The organism is Thermoflexibacter ruber, from assembly GCF_900113045.1.
Classification (GTDB): Bacteria; Bacteroidota; Bacteroidia; order Cytophagales; family Thermoflexibacteraceae; genus Thermoflexibacter; species Thermoflexibacter ruber.
Genome location: NZ_FONY01000011.1, coordinates 34,130 through 53,866, shown reverse-complemented (window position 1 = coordinate 53,866; position 19,737 = coordinate 34,130). Strand labels below are relative to the sequence as shown.

Genomic DNA, 19,737 nt, shown 5'->3' with positions numbered 1-19,737 from the left:
ATATAAAAAAGTATAAAAACGCGATAGCTAAAAAGTAAAAGCTAACTGTCCATTTTTGCTTATTTCTGGCTCATCTAAATTAGACACAGAAAGCCCTAATAGTCTAATACTTACCTCTTGGTCAGTAATAGCATGAATGAGCAGTTCCTCTGCCAACCTATAAATAATTTCTCTGTTGGTAAGTTTATGAGATACAGTTCTGCTACGTGTAATCTGCTCAAAATCAGCAAATTTTATTTTCAAGGTCAAAGTTCTGCCATAAACATTACTCTTTCGCAACCTATCTACAAAAAGGTCTGCAAGCTCGCTAAGTGCCTCGAACATTTCTCTCAAATTGTCCAAGTCTTTATGAAAAGTATGCTCTATGCCCAAAGACTTTCGGGTGCGGTCAGGGCTGACCTGTCTTTCATCTATGCCTCTCACTATATCATAATACATTCCCCCATATTTGCCAAACTGTTTTAAAAGAACATTTTTCTCTATTTTTTTCAAGTCTGCTCCCTTATATATGCCCATCTTTTGCATTTTCTCAGCAGTAACTTTGCCAATGCCATAAAACTTTTCTATGGGCAGTTCCTCTAAAAACTTTTCTGCCTTATCTGGAGTGATTACCGTCAACCCGTCAGGTTTTTGCATATCTGAGGCTACTTTCGCTAAAAACTTGTTGTAAGATACGCCTGCCGAAGCTGTAAGAAAAGTTTGTGCTTTAATTTTTTCTTTGATTTCTTTGGCTATTAAGGTCGCAGAAGGATTATTGAACTTATTGTCAGTAATATCCAAGTAGGCTTCGTCAAGCGAAAGTGGCTCTACTAAGTCAGTATATTCGTAAAAAATAGCCCTAATTTGCTTAGAAACAGAGGCATATACATCAAATCTTGGCTTGGCAAAAATCAGGTGTGGACACTTTCGCAGCGCAATTTTAGATGACATCGCTGATTTGACTCCATATCGACGCGCCTCATAGCTTGCAGCGGCTACTACTCCTCGCTCTCCCGCTCCGCCTACTGCCAAAGGTTTTCCTCTATATTGTGGAAAATCTCTCTGCTCCACGGAAGCAAAAAATGCGTCCATATCTATATGAATGATTTTGCGAAGCATCACTTATGATAGATTCTTAGTTTAAATTTTACCGAATAATAAACCAATTTAAAAAATAAATTCGCAAATTTTGTATATTTTCTCGCATAGATTTTGTCCTTTGTAAGCTAATTTTCCCAATAATTGAACTATGAAAAAATTACATTTTTGTTTTGTTTTTGTACTGTTTAGCATATTGGCTCTTATTGATAGTGCCTTCGCACAAATAGAGTTCAAAAAGGTAACTCATCAATTTGGTGAAGTGCTGGAGTCAGGGGGCGAAGTAAGCATAGACTTTGAATACACCAATGGTTTCAAACCTACCAAAATAGTCATGGTGCAACCCTCTTGTGGCTGTACTACGCCTGACTGGTCAAAAGAAACTATCAATCCTCAGGAAAAAGGCAAGATTACTGTGAAGTTTGCCCCTAAAGGTCGCTGGGGCGAGTTCAGCAAGACAGTTACGGTGATGACAGACCACAACCAGGTATTTTGGCTAAAAATAGAAGGAGAGGTAGTAGAAAAAAAGAGTAAAAAAGAAGGTAGCGGAGAGTAAAAAAAGGGGATAAAAAATTAATTTATGCTTATATATTGCACAATTCAAAGATTTTATTTAAAATTCACATCGAGAACATAAAACTTATGAATTGGCTTCTAATTTTATAGCATAAAATATGGTAATCAACGAAACTGAACCCCTCTTGATAGAAACTGCTTGGGAAGTTTGCAACCAAGTGGGAGGTATTTATACCGTGATTCGCAGCAAAGTCCCAGCAACAGTAGATAAGTGGGGGAGCAGATACTGCCTACTCGGTCCTTATATGTCCCCTAATGTCTTGGCTGAATTTGAGCCTTCCGATGACTATAGCCACCCTCTTGGCAAAGCCGTACTCAAAATGCGCCAAGCAGGTTTTGAGGTGCATTATGGTTCATGGTTAGTAACAGGGAAACCTTTGGTGGCTCTTTTTAATCCTTTTAGCGTTTACAATAGGCTTGGACATATCAAATATGAACTTTGGGAACATCATGGCATTGGTACGCCCAATGACGTAGATTTGATAGACCAAGTAGTCGCTTTTGGCTATTTGGTCAAAGAGTTTTTCCGATTTTTAGCTGACGGCGAAACCACCCAACAGCCTTTAATAGCACACTTTCACGAATGGATGGCAGGAACTCCTATACCCGAGATGCGAAAAATGGGACTACCAGTGCAAATCGTTTTTACTACTCATGCTACACTTTTAGGACGTTACTTGGCAATGAATGACCCCAATTTTTACAACCATCTGCCTTTTTACGATTGGGTCAAAGAATCCAAACATTTTAATATAGAACCTTCGGTAGCCATAGAAAGAGCTGCCGCACACGGCTCTCATGTATTTACCACCGTAAGTGAGGTTACAGACCAAGAATGTACTTACCTCTTAGGACGCAAGTGCGACCTGATTCTTCCTAATGGACTCAACATTGAACGCTTTGTTGCTTTGCATGAGTTTCAGAATCTCCACAAAGAATACAAAGAGCAAATCAATCAGTTTGTCATGGGGCATTTTTTCCATAATTATAAATTTGATTTAGACAAAACGCTGTATTTTTTTACCTCAGGAAGATATGAGTTTAAAAATAAAGGTTTTGACCTGACTCTGGAGGCTTTGGCAAGGCTCAACGGGTTAATGCGACTATATAATATAGATAAAACTGTGGTGATGTTTTTTGTTACTAAAAGACCTTACTATAGTATCAATCCTAATGCCTTGCAATCCAGAGCTTTATTAGAAGAAATTAGACAAACCTGTGAGGCAATTACCAAGCAAGTAGGCGAAAGAATGTTTTATGAGGTAGATGCAGGAGTCGCTCCCAAACTTCCTGCGTTAAACGATTTTATAGATGATTATTGGAAATTGCGTTTGCGTAGAGCAGTACAGTCGTGGCGTACTTCGCAACTTCCTATAGTCGTTACTCATAATTTGGTAGATGATGCCAAAGATGAAATTTTGAACTTCCTTAGGGCGGCACACTTGGTAAATAATGCCTATGATAAAGTAAAAATTGTCTATCACCCCGATTTTATTACTACTTCCAGTCCTCTTTTTGGCATGGACTACGGGCAGTTTGTTCGCGGTTGCCACTTAGGGGTCTTCCCAAGTTACTATGAGCCTTGGGGCTATACACCTTTGGAATGCAATGCAAGTGGCGTACCTTCTATCACCAGCGATTTGTCTGGCTTTGGCGATTATGTACTTAAAAATATTCCCGACCACCAAAATAAAGGAATGTATGTAGTCAAACGCCATAATAAGAGTTTTGATGAAGCAGCTAATGAACTCACAGAACAAATGTTTGCTTTCGTGCAGCAATCAAGGCGCGAGAGAATCAGCCAAAGGAACAGAACCGAAGCTGCCTCAGTAGAATTTGACTGGAAAAATTTGAGTATCTACTATGACAGAGCCTACCGCTTAGCCATGGACAGGAGATAATTTTTTAAGCATAAGCAAGCAAAATAAGGACAGCTATGCTATGTAAGGGGAAGCCTCTTTATTTTGCTTCTTGTTTGCTTTCAACAGTTTTTTCATTTTTTTCATCAAAAACTTTTGGTAAATAGAGCGAATAGACTGATAAGTATTAGCTAAATACTTGTCTGCCTTATAAAGTTTGCCCCATGCGATTGCAGAAATATCTTCTTCTATTTGTGGTTTTAAATTAGTATCATCGACACATTCCATTTCAAACCACACTGTTTTTTTCAAAATATCTTGTCCTCCTTGTAGATACGTATGCCAAGTAGTTCCTATTTTACTTTTTATTACCGTACTTACCCCACATTCTTCTGCTACCTCTCGAACCGCCGCAGTTTCTTCTTCTTCTCCTTTATCTATCTTCCCTTTGGGAAAATCCCATTTCCCTAAGCGTTTAATAAACAATATTTTATCTTTTTTAGTAACTATGCCCCCCGCCGCTTTAATGACTTTGAAATGACTTTTGAAGTCCTGAACAACCTTATCATAGTCTATTACTTCAAAGTGATATTGCCTGCTAAGAGGTGTGATAGCACTCTTAATCTGCTCATAAACCCTAATGATTTCGCTTGCGGTGCTTGCCTTAGCATATACTCCCTCGCTAAACTCCAAAGGCTCATCAAAAATATTGATTAATACTTCGTTAGTAAATATTTGCATGGTGAGGTAAAAATTTTTCTTTTCTAAAAATTAGTGGTCAAAAGCCCCATTATAGTTAGCGATGATGTGCTCAACCGCTATAGACATGGCTTTTTTAGAAGAAAAACTCCCACTTGGAATATTTTTAATTACATTATTATTCTTTTGGAATTTCTGCCAATGTGTACCTACTAAATTGTAAGTAACTGTTCCAGCTTGTAAATCAAAAATACAATCTATGTAGGAAGCGGGATTGGGTTTCCATTCATACTCAGACTTTTTCTCGGCAAATCTGACTTTGACGGTATATTTATCATTAGTCTTATTGGTACTCATAGAAGTTACAAAGGCTGTGTGGTGTCCACCAATGTCTTTGCCTGTAATAGGTTTCTTAATCGTTACATCGTAGAGGTCTGCTCTTCTTAGGTCTTTGGTTATCTGATAAATATAGTTTACTTTTGCCCATGTATAGTTTGTAACAATTTCAGTTTCATCAGTGTTTACAAAAGAAATATTAGGTCTTAAACCTCCGCTATTATCTTCTTTTGTATCAGTCTTGCTTTCTACCACTTTTGCCTCCTCTTTTTTATTTTCTTGCTTAGTGGTATTACTTGTAGTTGTCTTTTTGGCACAGCCCCAGCAGACAATCACACAAACTAATAGGAAACTTATGTTTTTCATGATATTCCAAATTTTAGTCCTATGATTTTTTTAAGCAAAAATAATAATTTGCTATTTATAAAAACGTATAAGGTCAGCAAAACCTTATACGTTTATTTAAGGTTAATTTTTCGCAATCTCTAAGTTTACTCTTTTCCCTTTGATAGTGTTGTTGTCCATGATTTTAATTACTCTACGGACTTCGCTATCAGGCACTTCTACAAAAGAAAACTTTTCCAATATCTCTATTTCTCCTATCATTTTGCCTTTGATGCCTGTTTCTCCTGCGATTGCTCCTAAGATGTCGCCTTTGCTGATGCGTTGCTTTTTACCAATATTGATAAATAAGCGAGTCATTTTTGGCATATTATTGAACTGACTTACCTCTGCCACATTACTTTCCAATTCTTCTAACTGACGCATCTCTCCTAAGTTCATGCGTACCAATGCCGCCGCAATCTGTTGGATTTCAACTCCTTCTTTGGTCAGCTCATTGATGACGGGAAGGAACTTTTCTAATTCTCCTTTGGCGATTTCCTCTTTTAGCTTTCCTGCAAAGCGTTGTTGGCGAACAGTTTGTATTTCCTTTGCACTTGGGATATTGCCTTTCTCAATCGTAGATTTAGTATAACGCTCTATTTCTTTTATTTTGCTGATTTCACGCGGAGTAATCAAAGAAAAAGACATTCCACTTTTTCCTGCTCTGCCTGTTCTTCCTATTCTGTGTACGTAATATTCGTTGTCCATAGGAATATCAAAGTTGAAAACTGCATCTACATTGCTTACATCTATGCCTCTTGCCGCTACGTCAGTAGCAACTAAGATATTTACGGTGCTATTTCTGAACTTTGCCATGACGTTGGTGCGCTGAGATTGCTTCAAATCTCCATGAATCCCCTCTGCTTCTAAGCCTTTCTGCTGGAGCTGGGCAACTAATTCATCTACTTGCTTTTTTGTATTGCAAAATACCAACATCAGTTTCAAGTCGTGCAGTTCTATCAATCTTGCCATGACCTCGATTTTCTGATTGCCTTTGACCACAAAATAGTATTGAGCGATAGAATTAGAAGTTACCTCATTTTTAGCTACTTTGATATTGACGGGATTGTTCAGGTATTTTTTGGTCAAGGCTAAAATGGGGGGGGACATAGTTGCAGAAAACAATAGTGTCTGTCTTTCTTCTGGCAACTGCTCAAAAATATGCTCTATGTCTTCCACAAAGCCCATATTGAGCATCTCATCTGCCTCGTCAAGCACGACAGTATCAATATTTTCTGTACTAAAAGAATTTCTCCCCAAGTGGTCTATCATACGTCCCGGTGTACCTACGATTACCTGCACCCCTCTACGCAACTCTCTCAACTGACGCTCCATAGAATCGCCCCCATAGATAGCTACGATGTGCAAGCCTTTGATGTGTTTAGCAAATTTTTTCAATTCCTCTGCCACTTGTACTGCCAACTCTCTGGTTGGACAAAGCACCATTGCTTGCGGTTTTTTGAGTGTAGGGTCTATTTTTTCTAATAAGGGCAAGCCAAAAGCAGCTGTTTTTCCTGTGCCTGTCTGTGCCTGCCCAAGCACATCGCGTCCTGCAAGAGCGGCGGGGATAGCTTGTGATTGAATAGGTGTTGCCGAAATAAAGCCCATTTCGCTTACGGCAGACATGATTTCGCTTGATAAGCCAAGCTCCTCAAAGGTTAAATTTTCCATGAATGATGTGTCAGTGCTTTTAGTTTATCTAAATTCACGAGCAATAAGCCTTCCTTATATCATGATACCTTTATACAAAGCTTGCTAACCCCTGTTAGCATCAATATTGGCTAAAAGGAAACGCCTATTCGAGGAAACCCAATCAAAACCTAAGCACTAATTTTTGATTTTTTTAAAATAAGAAATTATTAAACTGGCAAATGAGTGAAGGAAGATTCTCGGAGATAATATTTTTTTCACTTCTACCGAGCCAAAAGGTATAAATTGCTGATACAACAGCATACAAAAGTGAGGGAATATTATCGTTGATATTTTTGACAAGTACATTATATTTAATTGATTTTCAAAAATATCCGGCTACCATTTCTATTTGCAGGTGCAAAGTTCTACAAATAAAACGACAAAACCAATATTTGGCAGATATATTTTAAAGACATAACAAAAGGTTAATGTAGCTTATGCTCTTTACCCCTATAAATTTAATTAAAAAAATCGTATTTTTGGCGATTCACCTTGAAAATCAGCAATTTTTAAAATACGCATCCATAAAAAAAACTATTTTTAAGTGTCTGTTAATCAAGTTATTTCTCTTTTTAAATAAAACCTCTTTTGCCCAAAGTGGCAAAATCGTTTATCCTCATCGAGTTTTCTGGTACAAGTTTGAAATCAATCAATTAGACAAAAATAATCGCTTTGGGGTGGGTTTAGATTTCGTATATAGACGCAAAAACGCTCTCAATCAAGGTAATATGTTCCAAGAACGCTTGCGAGAGAGTATTTGCCCCTGGTTTCACTATCAGTTTTCTTCTTATGCTCGTTTTTCTCTTTCTCCCATTGGCTACATGAATACGCATGAATACACTGGGAAAATAGAGGACTTTCAAAGACGACCTTACCACGAATGGCGTACTACTTTTTGTTCTTTCACCACATTAAACAATTGGGAGGGTAAATTATGCACACTTGGCGATACAGGTACGAACTGCGCTGGCAATACAACCCTAACGAAGATAACTACCTCTATTTCAATAGGTTTTGCTTCCGTTATCGCATCAGAATAGGCATCAATAAGGCAGATTTTTACGCCAATAATATTCTCTATGTAGCGATTTCTAATGAAATTGGTTAAATATCGACAAAAATGTAACCTACAATACTTTTAACCAAAACCGACTTTATGTAGGCATTGGCTATCGCTTTTTGAATGCTGCGCGCATAGAAATTCGCTACGTAAATAGGTTCAGAACCAGAGGAGCAGCAGGCATAGAGTTTGACCATGGGCAGGGACTGATGATAGAGGCTTATATAGACCAAATCAGCCTTTTGGGTGTGCGAAAGGGCAAAGCACAACCTGTGAGATTTAGCGATTAGTCAAAAAAATAAAACCAGAAAAATATGTTTGAAAAAATAAAAAAACCAATAGACAGGCATCGTTTCAGCATCATAATATTATTGGTTATCATCTGTCTTGGACTGAGTATCTCAAGCCTGATGCTATACAATTCTTACTCAGCCCTTCTCCAAGATTGGATACAGCTAAAAAATGAGCAAGAGAAAAATAGAGTTGATTTAGCATATTTGAGCAAAAAATCAGAAGCTGATGAAGACTTTATAGAAGGGAATTTTGAGCAAGCCTTGCAAAAATACCAAGCACTCTAAGGAGTATCCAAACTCAAAAATACTTATAGAAAAAAGGCAGGAGGCGCACCAAACTACCCAAGAAAAAGTAGAAAGCCATCATGCTTTGCTTGCTCACTTTAAAAAAGAATTAGCCAATTATCAGAGTTTTATTAGGGTGAATCAGCAAAAAATATGGGAAATGGCAGTATCTCAAAAAATACAAGAAGAGGCAAACCAGCATTTTATTGATTCTTTGCAAATTGCACTCCACCAGATGAACAATGAACTAAAAATAGCAGATAGCCTCATTAATATTCCTGTTCCTCAAAAAGAAGTATTGCGATTCAAAAACTCCAAAGGCAAGCAAGTCATTTATTTAGGAGAGGTCGCTAATGGAAAAGCAAACGGACAAGGTATCGGAATTTTAGAAACAGGTGCGATTTACGAAGGCAGTTGGAAAAATAATTTTAGAGAAGGGAAAGGAATTTACCAATGGGCTGATGGAGAAAAATACGAAGGAGAGTTTGTCAAAGATGAGCGAAATGCCTTTGGCATCTATTTTTGGAAAAATGGAGAAAGGTATGAGGGCTATTGGAGAAATGATAAAAGACACGGAAAAGGAAAGGTACTCGATAAAAATGGAAAGGAGAAACTCAATGGAGAGTGGAAAGATGACCAGATAATAAGATGAAACTCTTGATACAAAATTTTATTTCATTTATTTTTTGTATTTTTACATGAAAAACATACACCCATGCTCATAGCCAATCCTATATACGATGTAGTTTTTAAGTACCTCATGGAGGACAGCAAGGTGGCTAAACTCCTGCTTTCTGCTATTATTGGGCAAGAAATCTTGGAGTTGGATTTCCTGCCCCAAGAAATTTCTGGAGAATTGGATTTGGTAAGAAGAACAAAAGAGGAGTTTATTCCCCAACTTACCGTCTATCGCTTGGATTTCTCTGCCAAAGTACAAACAGAAGAAGGAGAACAAGTCATCATCATAGAAATTCAGAAAGCAAAACTGCTCAACGACATCATGCGTTTTCGCAAGTACTTAGGCAAGCAATACCAAAATCCTGACTATTTTTTCATCAAGAAAACCCAAAGTGGCAAGGAGATAAAGGTAGGGTTTCCTATCGTAAGTATTTATTTTTTAGGAGAAAGACTGGACAAACTGCAAGGCATTCCTATTGTCATGGTCAATAATGAGGCAATAGATTTGTATTCAGGTAAAAAGATAGAGCATAGAGAAGATTTTGTAGAAAGTCTTACCCACAAGAGTTACATTATCAGTATCCCAGATTTGAGTGAGAAAAAACGCAATGAATTGGAAGTCCTCTTGAGTATTTTTGACCAAAGTAGCATAGATGCAAGTCATCATATCTTGAATGTGAGCGAAGAGGATTTTCCTGAGAAATACCGAGCCGTTATCAGGCGTTTGCAGAAGGCGGCAAGCGAGCAGGTGGTAAGAAACAAAATGCAATTGGAAGATGACTTTTTGTCGGAATTGGAAGACTATGAACGTATGATAGAGGAAGCGAAGAAGGAAGTAGAAAAAGCTACACAAAAAGCAGAAGAAGAAAGAAGGCAAAAAGAGGAAGAAAGAAGGCAAAAAGAGGAAATTTGGCAGAAAATGAGGCAGGTCATAGAAAAATGCCACGCCAAAGGAATGAGTGTTGAGGAAACAAGTGAACTCACCGGTCTTTCTTTGGAAGAGGTAATGACTATTTTCAACTCCTTCAAGTAGGTTTATTTTTTAGCATAATACTCATTATCAATTAAATATCTGATTTAACAAGCCAGCTAATCTAACACCTCCTTGTAATAATTTAAGTTTTAAGTCTTCATCAAAATCGTATGCATAGCGATACCCTAAGTTATCGTTATTTTTAGCAGAATTATATACTTTTTGAGCTAAGATTCTTGACTCCTCTACCCAAACTCTATGGTCTGTGCTTTGCCACAGGCGAATCTGCTCTTGAGTAGGAAAGTTGATGGCTTCTGCAAGTTCGGTATAGCTCAAATTAAGATGGTCTATGAGGTCTGAGTCCCATAACCTATGCAAATTGCTGTCCCTCCCAAACCATCTTATCCTAATTCTGTTTCCTCCCAAATCCTCAGCCTTACCTGCATGTAGAGGTTGGTGAAGGTCGCCAATGAGATGCACCAAAAAACGAAGTGCAAATCTCTTTTTTTCTATGCTTAAATTAGGGGCTTTCAAATCCCTTATCATTCTGTCTGTGGCTTCTATCACATCTCCCTGTGGATTCTTTTGCATCTGCTCATAGGTCTGTCCATCGGGAATATTGACATAGTGCCACGCAGAAGTCTGAGCATTGAGTATAGAGTCTGATTTGATGAAATCTGCCCATGTGCTTGACATTGCCAGCGATTCATTGCCAAGAATTTGCTTGACCATTCTGCGTGCTTTCTTGCTCAAATGCTTATCTGCAATATATCCAATGACTCGATGCCCTGTATCTCCCCAATAAGGTTTAACGTTTTTGGCATTGGCTACTGAAATATGTAAAGTCAAAAAAATTAGTAACGCAAAAAATTGCAATAGATATTTCATGGTAAGTATCATTCTATTTTTTAGTTGTATGATTGTTTTTATTTTCTATATCCATCTATAGCTTTTCTTACACTTCCATATTTTTCTAAAAGTTGAGAGGCTTGTTCATAAGGAATCTCTAATGCTTCCATGACCATACGCGTACCTCTATCTACTAACTTGTTGTTAGAGAGCTGCATATCTACCATGCGGTTGCCTTTGACACGTCCTAACTGTACCATTACACTGGTAGAAATCATATTTAGTACCAGTTTTTGAGCAGTCCCCGACTTCATACGTGTACTACCTGTTACAAACTCAGGTCCTACAATAACCTCAACAGGAAACTCTACAGACTCGGCTAACTTGGTGGCTGGATTGCAAGTAATACACCCTGTAAGTAAGCCATTTTTGCGGGCATCTCTCACGCCTCCAATTACATAAGGAGTACGCCCTGAGGCGGCTATGCCTATTACAGTATCGTCTTCATTGACCAAATGTTCCTGCAAATCTTTCCATGCTTGCATTTCATCATCTTCGGCAAACTCTACTGCTTTGCGAATGGCTGTATCTCCACCAGCTATAATGCCTACTACCAAGCCATGAGGTACACCATAGGTTGGTGGACATTCTGAGGCATCAACTATTCCCAACCGCCCACTTGTTCCTGCTCCTATGTAAAAAAGCCTCCCTCCTCTTTTCATTCGCGCCACTATTGCTGTTACTAATTTTTCTATTTGGGGAATAGCTTTTTCTACTGCTATAGGTACTTTTTTATCCTCATTGTTAATATTTGTCAGCAAATCTAAGACTGACATTTTTTCTAAATCTTCGTAGTAAGAACTTGACTCTGTGATAGACATAGCATCAATGTTTTGATTTGAATAGATATACTATTTTCCTTGGGGTTTTAACAGTATTTTTTTCCTAAAGACTGAATCTGGTAAAGCACTAATATTCAGAGGTAAAGATACAATACTATCTTGGGCAAAAGGCTTTTTCCAAATAATATTTTTTAAATTTTTCTGGTAGTAGGTCAAAATTTCTTTGCTATCTTCCCCTGCTTGTTTCATTTTTTGTAAATGCTCATCGGAAAGTTGATTAAACTCTTGCGGGATTAAGTTTCTCATCGTCAAAGGATAGTTTTTTGCTTCTGCTAAAAAAGCAGGAAAAATTTTAAATTGCATTTTTTCGTCAAGTTTGCCTTTAAAAACCCAAGTAGGGACATACTCAACAGAAATAATTTTTATTTTATTGTCTTTGAGATTTTTAGCTAACCGTACAGTAAGCATTACGCCCGCATCAGTATAGCGTTTGTATTGGGCAGAGATAAAATTGCCCAAAGAATAGGCAAGCAGACAACTGTCCAAAGAAGCTCCTGCCCCTGTCTTTAGGAAAGTAATCGGTTGCAGGACATGGGGATGCTCACCAAAAATAATGTCTGCTCCCAAACTTGCTATATAGCTTCCTATTTTCTTTTGATACTCATTAGGAAAATGTTGGTACTCTGCCCCCCAATGCAAATTTATCAGTATTAACTCTGCTCCTTTGGCTCTGGCTTGTTTAATATCTTTGGCGATGAGTGCAGAATCAATATGATTGACCAAGAATTTTTTACTTTCTGGAACGGTAATATTAGAGAACTGAGTGTAAGCCAAAATACCTATTTTAAAGCCCTTGATGTCGAAAACTCTGACAGAGTCTCTGTCTTTTTGAGAATAAAAAGTTCCGATTGCAGGTATATTTCGCGCTTTCAACTCATCTAAAGTTCGTAAAACTCCATTGTCTCCTTGGTCGTAGGAGTGGTTATTGGTAGTAAATAAGGCATCAAAACCAACTCTTTTAAGTGCATCTGCATACTCATTGGGGGTATTGAATTGAGGATAGCCTGAAAAATGCTTGGTTGTGCCTGCTAAAACAGTTTCTAAGTTGGCAATAGTAAAGTCTGCATCGCTTAAATAATCTTTAACTAAATCAAATACAGGCAGGAAATTATAAGTATCATCTTCATTTTTAGCGTAATGGTATTGGCTACTATGACACATCAAATCACCTACAGTAGTGATAGACAGATAAATAAGACTATCCTTGGTTTTTTCTTTTTCCCTTGGGGCTTTCCTATATGGAGTAGGTTCAAAAATCAGGTAAAAAAATAAAATCAGGCTTACAATAGGTAAGGTAGTACGCATCAAGTCAGCAAACATTAAGTTATCTCGTTTATTGTTTTGGTTTCTGGTTATTTTGTGCAAAAGTAATCATAAAATCCTACCTTTCCTAAAAAAATCAAACCCTCAATGTTTTAAGAACATTAAGGGTTTAAGCATCGATTAATTAAAATAAAACTGCTAAAAAATCTTACATTTTCTTTGGCAATACTACCTTGCTAATGATATGAACTACACCATTGCTTGCAGGAGCATCAGCAGTAGTAACTTCTGCCCCGTTAATCATTACTTTACCGTCTTTGATAGATACAGTTAGCTCTTCACCTTGCAAGGTCTTTACTTTCTGACCATCTTTCAAATCAGAAGACTTTACTGCACCCGCTACTACGTGATACTTCAACACATTCTGCAACTTAGACTTGTTCTCTGGCTTCAAAAGCATATCTACATCTTTTTGAATTGTAGCAAAAGCCTTATTAGTAGGGGCAAACACAGTATAGGCATCACTACCTTTAAATACATCTACCAACTCAGCTGCTTGCAAGGCTGATACAAGTGTGCTTAAATCGCTGATTTTCATAGCTTCCTCTGCAATAGTTTTTGGCAATGCCGCTAAAGAATCAGCCACTCTTTTTGCAGCAGCCTCTGCTTTTGCCATAGAATCAGCTACTCTGATAGAGTCTTGGCGTGCTTTTTCTTGGGCTTCTTTTTCGCCTTTTCCGCAACCTGTAAATGCTACCGCAAATACAGTAACTGTAAATAATACTGCTAAAAATCTCATAGTTTTTCTAATGTTTTGATAGGTTAATTAATATTTGTGATGAATGCAAAATTAGTTAATAAAAGAACAGAAAAAAATTAGAATTGTTTAAAAGATTTTAACTTCATATTTGCTTAATAATTCATTAATAATCAATTTTTTAAGTATATATATAATACAAAAACGCATGGCAAAGTTAGAAATAGGAAACTTGAAAACAAATAAATTTTCTTTTTTTTATATAACCGCAAAAAATCCATTTTGTGGCAAACTTTATCTTACTTATTTTGTAAATTTAGGATTTTTAACACCATGTTGAATCTTTTTTGCGTTAAAATAAAAATGCCTTTCTTTTTTCTGAAACAAAGAAAAATTAGTTTACTTTTTATTAGGTTCTGTTATCAATTATGGGGTATCAATGATTAGAAATAACTCATTAATTATGAAAAATATAAAAACGATTTTGTGGTATTTTTGCTTGCTCTTATTTTGGGTAGTAGGGGCTACTTCTGCTAAAGCTCAAGTAGCTAAACTAACCAATGAAGCTACTTTCCTTCAGGATATTAAAGCCGCACTCTCAAAGTCGGCAAGTCGCAGGGCAAACGAAACAGAAAGCAAGTTCGAGGCAACTTGGGGGAAGCTCTCTCCTGAGCAACAGAAAAAAGTATTTGAGATAAGTAAAGCTATCTCTATCAAAGCCTTAGACCCTCTCGTGCATTTGGAGAACTTTTATGGCTGTATTACTGCTTTGGTGGACATCAAGCGGGTGAGTTCGGAGGAAGTGAGCAAGTTTATAGAAACCGCAGGAAAAACGGCAGAGCGTTATAATTACAGTGTGTATATACTTTCAAGATTTTTCACCAACTCTCGCTCATTCTTAGAGGAAGACTTACTCTATAAATCACCTTCCTACAATTTGAGGGTTTCAAAAAATGCCAAATTTACTTTTGAGTATGTAAATGCCGCTACCGAATTGCTCAAAGAAGACATTGCCATAGCCGCTTCGGAAGATACTGTAGCAGTAGAGGCTCCTTCCTCAGAGTTTGATACTTCTGGCTTCTACACCGCAGACGAGGCACTCAAAGGTTTTGAAACCGGACCTGTAGCTGAGCCACCAGTCTTATTAAGCAAGTATATTTTTGAAAAGCCTATTCAAAGACCTGTAACAGGACCCGTTATTAAGTTTGAAAATATTGATTTAGAGATGCTCTCCCTGTACGACACCTTGAAAATCAAAGGGACTACGGGCAAGGTCGAGCTTGCAGCTTATACTTTTCATGGCACGGGAGGTACAGCGGATTGGGAAGGAGAGGGGATTTCGCCTACCGATGCGTTTTGTGAGTTGGACAACTATGAGTTCAATACAAGACTTCCCGAACTCAAGGCATTGTATTGCAAACTTACCTACAAATCAAAAATTGAAGGCACAGTATTAGGGGACTTTGAGTACAAAAGTGAAAGAGTAGCTAAAAGGGAATATGTACGCTATCCTAAATTTACCTCCTATTACGCTGATGCTATAGTAAAAAATATAGCCAAAGAGGTAACTTACAAAGGAGGATGTAGCTTAGTAGGCAGGCGTTTTTCAAGTGTAAATTTGAGTAATTTGCCTTCTAAAATTACAATTAGTCGGAACGGTCAGAAAAAGTTTGAGGCAAGCTCAAGGCAGGAGTTTTTCTTTTCTGATTCTTTGATTCTCAACCCACTTGCCCAAATAAAAATTTTTATGCACAATAACGACAGCCTTTTTATAGAGCATAATGGGGCGCAACTTCGCTATAACTTAAATACAGGGCTGTTGAGAGCAAGGAAAGAAAAACACGAATATCGCTATGCTCCTTTTTTTGACTCCTATCACCGCATGGAAATTTTTGCAGACTACGTAGAGTGGAACGTAACCCAAGACAGCATGACGATTGCGATGCTTACAGGCAATATCCCTGACTCTGCCAAAGTTTCTATGACCGAAGACCCCAATAAGAAAGCCAAACTTAAAGGCTTGCAAGCTATAGACGAAGAGGAGGCAAAAAAACAAGCCGAAAAGGAGGCAAATAAAAGCGAAAAACAAAAAGAAAAAGAGGCAGAAAAAGCAAGGAAAGAAGCCGAAAAACAAAAAGAAAAGCGAGGATTTAATCCTGATGTAATGGAAGTTTCTAACCGCCCACAAGAGGATTACGCATTGTCCAAAAACCCCAAAGCCATCGCCAAAGGAATGACAGGTAGCGGCGATGTAGTCAAAAACTATGCAGAGGATATTTCTATGGACAAAATCAAAGCAGAGGTTCGTTCTATGGACTATTTCAATGAGTATGAATACATTAGACTCAAAGGATTGAATGATTATCACCCTTTGGCGGCAGCTTTGGCATACTCTAAGCAAATCAAATCTACTAAATTTACTATGTCAGGTTTAGCCAACTTTGTCAAGCGTAAACCCGAGCATATTCGTTCCTCAATGAAAAGTTTACAAAGATTAGGTTATGTTACTTTTGACGGCTACACGAGTTTTAGCGATTCGGTAAGACTTACCCGCAAAGGAGTGCTTTACGCCAATGCGTACAATGGGGCTTTGGACTATGATAAATTAGAACTTTTCTCACTTTCAGAGGGCGCGCATACCAATATGAAGTTGGACTTGAATACCAATGATTTGATAGTCAATGATGTGCCTATTTTCCCGCTGCGCCGCCGCCCTAACCTAAGTTTAGAAGACGATGCTAACGATACCTTGCCCAAAGACCGCTTAGACGTTTGGGCGAAACCAAAGAGTAAAAAGGTGATAATCAAGCAAAATCGTAGATTGGTTTTTGATGGAGAAATACAAACCGTAGGGCAGGCAAACTATCGCGCCAAAGGCTTAACTTTTGATTATGATACTTTCCAAGTAGCCATGAAAGAGGCAGAAATTGGTTTTATCGAGAGAGATTCACTCAATAGACCTGTTAAAGATTCACTGGGGAATTTCAAAGAAATGGCAAACAAAGTAAAAAGTGCCAATGGGGTATTGCGTTTAGCTTTACCTAAAAACAAATCTGGAGAATTAAAAAGATATTTTCAGCAATCTAAACCCTATCCCTATTTTGCCGCAGAACCAGGTGCTTATATTGCTTTTGACGGTAAAGAGGTTTTAGATGGCTCATATAGCCAAATAGATAGTACCACAGGGCGAAATAAAGTACGGATAGATTTGGAAAAATTCCGCATGGATAGTTTGACAAGTAGAGGAGTCGAGAAAACTGTCTTAGACGGAATGTTTCATAGTGGAGGTATTTTCCCTGATTTTAAGATTACAGCTCGTATTATGCCAGATAAATCCTTTGGCTTTATGCACGATTTTAAAAATCACAGAGATTCTCTGGACAAAGAACCCACAGGAAAGTACGCAGAGGGCTATCCACTTTATAGGAATATCAAAGGAGAAAATGCGGCAATCTTTACAGACCATGATGATGAAAAACGTTGGGCTTATGATAGGCATGAAAAAGATGGCAAAGAAATCACCAATCAATGGAACATAATGCTTAATAATCAAGGCATTAGAGGTAACGGAAAAATCAATTATCTTACCGCACAGCTAAGTTCCAACGATTATGTATTTTATCCTGACTCTACTACTGCCTTAGGAAAAATGGCAATAAAGAAAAAAATGCTCCTTAAAACTGATTTGACGCTGAGTAAAACCAATTTTGACAAACTTCCTCCCGTTGAGCCACAATCTTGGGGCTTTATCGAGGCAAATCCAAATTTTAATGGCATTAGCTACCCCGATGTGTCTATGCGAAATTTTAGAATGAACTGGGCTGTAAGGGCAGATAGTATGCGACTTACCTCGACTTTCGATGAGGTCAAAGACCCTAATAATCCCAAAAAGACAATCAAAAAACCTATCCCATTTGAGATATATGGCAAACCTGTAGCCTATAAACTCGATGCCAATGATACCTCTTTGGTAAGTACCTTTGAGGGAACTTTGGTCTTGAATCCTAAGCAGTTAGCAGGCGATGGTACTATTCAAAACAAAGGAGCTATTGCTAAATCGGATAATTTTGTTTTCCAAATGAGTAGGTATCATGCCGACAATGCCGAGTACTTTGAAATCAAATCTACTGACCCTAAAAAGCCTGCTTTAAGAGCGGAGAATGTACGCATAGACTATGACTTAGAAGAGAGATTTTCTACCATTGTTACCAATAACCCACGAAGACAAAACTTTAAGTTTCCTTTTGTAGAGTATGCTACCTCGCTGGGGCAGGCTCGCTGGGAGTTTGATGCCAAGAAAGTTATTATGAACGTAGCGGCAGGAAGCGATGCGACTACTTCTATTTTTACCTCTACGCACTATAAAAAGTCAGATAGCTTAAATGTTTCTTTCATAGGTACGACGGCACTTTACGACATCAATAATCATACTTTAAATGTTGGTGGGGTGCCTTTTATTCGTTCGGTAGATGCCGAGATAGTCCCTGATAGTGGTTTAGTTACTGTAAAAGAAGGCGCAAAAATGGAAGAATTAAGAAACTGCAACGTGCGTATTATGATTGGTAAGGACACTGCTCACGTACTCCGCAATGCCAATATTACTATACATAACCGCCAAAAATATACAGGTAACGGCATTTATTACTACACCAATGATGTGCCTCACACATACAAAATCAAGTTTAGCGAGTTCTTATTTAATAAAAAAGATTCCTTAAATCCTGACAAAAAGCATTTTACCTATGCCGAAGCCTATATCACAGAAGAAGATAATTTTGAAAAACAAGGCGGCAAACTTTTTAAAGGAATAGTAAAAATGTATGCCACACGCAAAGAGTTGGAGTTTGACGGCTACATCAAAGACTCCGATGACCCCGAAGGTTTATGGATTAGGACATCAGGAGGTAGTGGGCAGATTCTTACACATAGCGGCAATGAGAAAGATGCTGACGGACAAAAAGTAGAAACAGGCTTGTATCTTTCCCATGACTTGGAGCAGGAAGGCAGTGGACTTTATACAGTAATAAACAAACCACTTAATCATAAACGAGATATTCCGCTTTTCCTTCCTGATAAGGGAGCAGACATCAGACAAGACCCTAAGACTAAAAAATATACCATTGCATACAAAGAACGCCAACCTTTAGAAGGTCAAAAAGAAGCCGAAAACTACATAGGAAATAAACTCACCTACAGCAATGCTACCGGGGAAGTAGAGTTTGAAGGTGAAGTGAATTTATTTAACTATAACAAGCCTAATTTTACTATTAAAACTTCCTGTATAGGCAAGGGCAACATGAAAACTAATATCTACTCCATGAATGCCATGCTTACTCTCGACTTAGGTACACTCTCTGGCGATGCTTTCCGAGAAATGGCAAGCAATATCCTAAGCCAAGCTGATGCAGAAGATTCACCTATTGCCAATAATGACGATTTATTATACAAATTAGGTGCGCAAGTCAGTGAAGCCGAACTCAAAGCTCATATTAGAAGAATGCAAAATGGCAGAGGGGAACTATCAAGATTATTAGACAAAAAAGCCTTAGTGATTTCAGACGTAACCCTCAAATGGAGCAAGGAATATAAAGCCTTTTACAGCGTAGGAAAAATCCAATTGGCAAGTATTTACAACAAAAATATTAGCCAAAGCATTGATGGTTACATAGAAATACCGATGGTGCCAAACGATGAGAAAGTTACTTTGAATATCTACTTAGAAATCAGTCCTAAGCGTTGGTACTATATCTCTTATCGCAAAGATAAGCTATATCTGCTCTCCTCCAATACCAAGTTCAATGACATCGCCGACCCCAAGAAGAAGCAAAGTAAAGATGGCTATGAACTATTGCCAAAAAGTGCGAGAATTGGCTTTGTTAGTCGCTTCCGTAGAGCCTATTTAGGGCTGGACACACCCATAGAGCCTGAGGAGGAAGATGATGACACTAATACGATTGAGGAAGAGAAAGATGATGATGGAGATGGAAGGTAAAAAATGAAAGCATAATAAGATAAAACACAAAAGCATACCTACTAAAATTTCGGTATGCTTTT

Annotated in this window: 16 protein-coding genes; 8 read left to right on the top strand and 8 right to left on the bottom strand. The window is 37.9% G+C overall.

Features of this window, described 5'->3' with window-relative positions; translation table 11 throughout:
- Positions 1–27: 27 nt before the first annotated feature.
- Positions 28–1,098: a DNA polymerase IV gene (dinB, locus tag BM141_RS07725; protein WP_091542793.1), complete on the bottom strand. Its 1,071-nt coding sequence runs from the start codon at positions 1,096–1,098 to the stop codon at positions 28–30.
- Positions 1,099–1,228: 130 nt separating this feature from the next.
- On the opposite strand from dinB, the gene BM141_RS07720 reads away from it, so the two are divergent.
- Positions 1,229–1,633, top strand: coding sequence for a DUF1573 domain-containing protein (locus tag BM141_RS07720; RefSeq protein ID WP_091542790.1), 405 nt, complete (start codon positions 1,229–1,231; stop codon positions 1,631–1,633).
- A 118-nt stretch (positions 1,634–1,751) separates the two neighbouring features.
- Positions 1,752–3,554: a glycosyltransferase gene (locus tag BM141_RS07715; RefSeq protein WP_091542787.1), complete on the top strand. Its 1,803-nt coding sequence runs from the start codon at positions 1,752–1,754 to the stop codon at positions 3,552–3,554.
- 33 nt (positions 3,555–3,587) lie between these two features.
- Here BM141_RS07715 and BM141_RS07710 read toward each other — a convergent pair whose 3' ends face one another.
- The 3 genes from BM141_RS07710 to BM141_RS07700 form a co-directional block, all read right to left on the bottom strand.
- Positions 3,588–4,253, bottom strand: a complete 666-nt coding sequence (locus BM141_RS07710; RefSeq protein WP_091542784.1) for an NUDIX hydrolase — start codon at positions 4,251–4,253, stop codon at positions 3,588–3,590.
- Between the two features lie 30 nt (positions 4,254–4,283).
- Positions 4,284–4,913 (bottom strand): hypothetical protein, encoded by a 630-nt coding sequence (locus tag BM141_RS07705; protein ID WP_091542781.1) that lies wholly within the window; start codon positions 4,911–4,913, stop codon positions 4,284–4,286.
- Positions 4,914–5,015: 102 nt separating this feature from the next.
- Positions 5,016–6,602 carry a DEAD/DEAH box helicase gene (locus tag BM141_RS07700; protein ID WP_091542778.1) on the bottom strand — a complete coding sequence of 529 codons (1,587 nt, stop codon included), beginning with the start codon at positions 6,600–6,602 and terminating at the stop codon, positions 5,016–5,018.
- Between the two features lie 500 nt (positions 6,603–7,102).
- Between BM141_RS07700 and BM141_RS07695 the strand changes: the two genes are divergently transcribed.
- The 5 genes from BM141_RS07695 (at position 7,103) to BM141_RS07685 (ending at position 9,972) form a co-directional block, all read left to right on the top strand.
- Positions 7,103–7,663, top strand: a complete 561-nt coding sequence (locus tag BM141_RS07695; protein ID WP_143090846.1) for a hypothetical protein — start codon at positions 7,103–7,105, stop codon at positions 7,661–7,663.
- A 70-nt stretch (positions 7,664–7,733) separates the two neighbouring features.
- On the top strand, positions 7,734–7,973 hold the full coding sequence (locus tag BM141_RS22555) for a porin family protein (RefSeq protein WP_143090845.1): 240 nt from the start codon (positions 7,734–7,736) through the stop codon (positions 7,971–7,973).
- 24 nt (positions 7,974–7,997) lie between these two features.
- Complete coding sequence (locus BM141_RS22550; protein WP_143090844.1) at positions 7,998–8,261, top strand: hypothetical protein; 264 nt, start codon at positions 7,998–8,000, stop codon at positions 8,259–8,261.
- Complete coding sequence (locus BM141_RS07690) at positions 8,227–8,913, top strand: MORN repeat-containing protein (RefSeq protein WP_091542773.1); 687 nt, start codon at positions 8,227–8,229, stop codon at positions 8,911–8,913. Before BM141_RS22550 ends, BM141_RS07690 begins: the two co-directional genes overlap by 35 nt.
- Positions 8,914–8,976: 63 nt before the next feature.
- The gene (locus tag BM141_RS07685; RefSeq protein ID WP_091542770.1) at positions 8,977–9,972 is read left to right on the top strand and encodes a hypothetical protein; all 996 of its coding nucleotides are present in this window, start codon (positions 8,977–8,979) and stop codon (positions 9,970–9,972) included.
- A gap of 27 nt (positions 9,973–9,999) precedes the next feature.
- Here the strand turns inward: BM141_RS07685 and BM141_RS07680 are convergent, their stop codons facing one another.
- From BM141_RS07680 to BM141_RS07665, 4 genes are all read right to left on the bottom strand, one after another.
- Positions 10,000–10,761, bottom strand: coding sequence for a S1/P1 nuclease (locus tag BM141_RS07680; protein ID WP_245764011.1), 762 nt, complete (start codon positions 10,759–10,761; stop codon positions 10,000–10,002).
- A gap of 77 nt (positions 10,762–10,838) precedes the next feature.
- Positions 10,839–11,642 (bottom strand): N-acetylmuramic acid 6-phosphate etherase, encoded by an 804-nt coding sequence (murQ, locus tag BM141_RS07675; protein ID WP_091542764.1) that lies wholly within the window; start codon positions 11,640–11,642, stop codon positions 10,839–10,841.
- A 30-nt stretch (positions 11,643–11,672) separates the two neighbouring features.
- Positions 11,673–13,028: a CapA family protein gene (locus BM141_RS07670; RefSeq protein WP_091542761.1), complete on the bottom strand. Its 1,356-nt coding sequence runs from the start codon at positions 13,026–13,028 to the stop codon at positions 11,673–11,675.
- 106 nt (positions 13,029–13,134) lie between these two features.
- Positions 13,135–13,725, bottom strand: coding sequence for a fasciclin domain-containing protein (locus BM141_RS07665; protein WP_245764010.1), 591 nt, complete (start codon positions 13,723–13,725; stop codon positions 13,135–13,137).
- Positions 13,726–14,146: 421 nt separating this feature from the next.
- On the opposite strand from BM141_RS07665, the gene BM141_RS07660 reads away from it, so the two are divergent.
- On the top strand, positions 14,147–19,675 hold the full coding sequence (locus BM141_RS07660) for a hypothetical protein (protein WP_143090842.1): 5,529 nt from the start codon (positions 14,147–14,149) through the stop codon (positions 19,673–19,675).
- Positions 19,676–19,737: the final 62 nt, after the last annotated feature.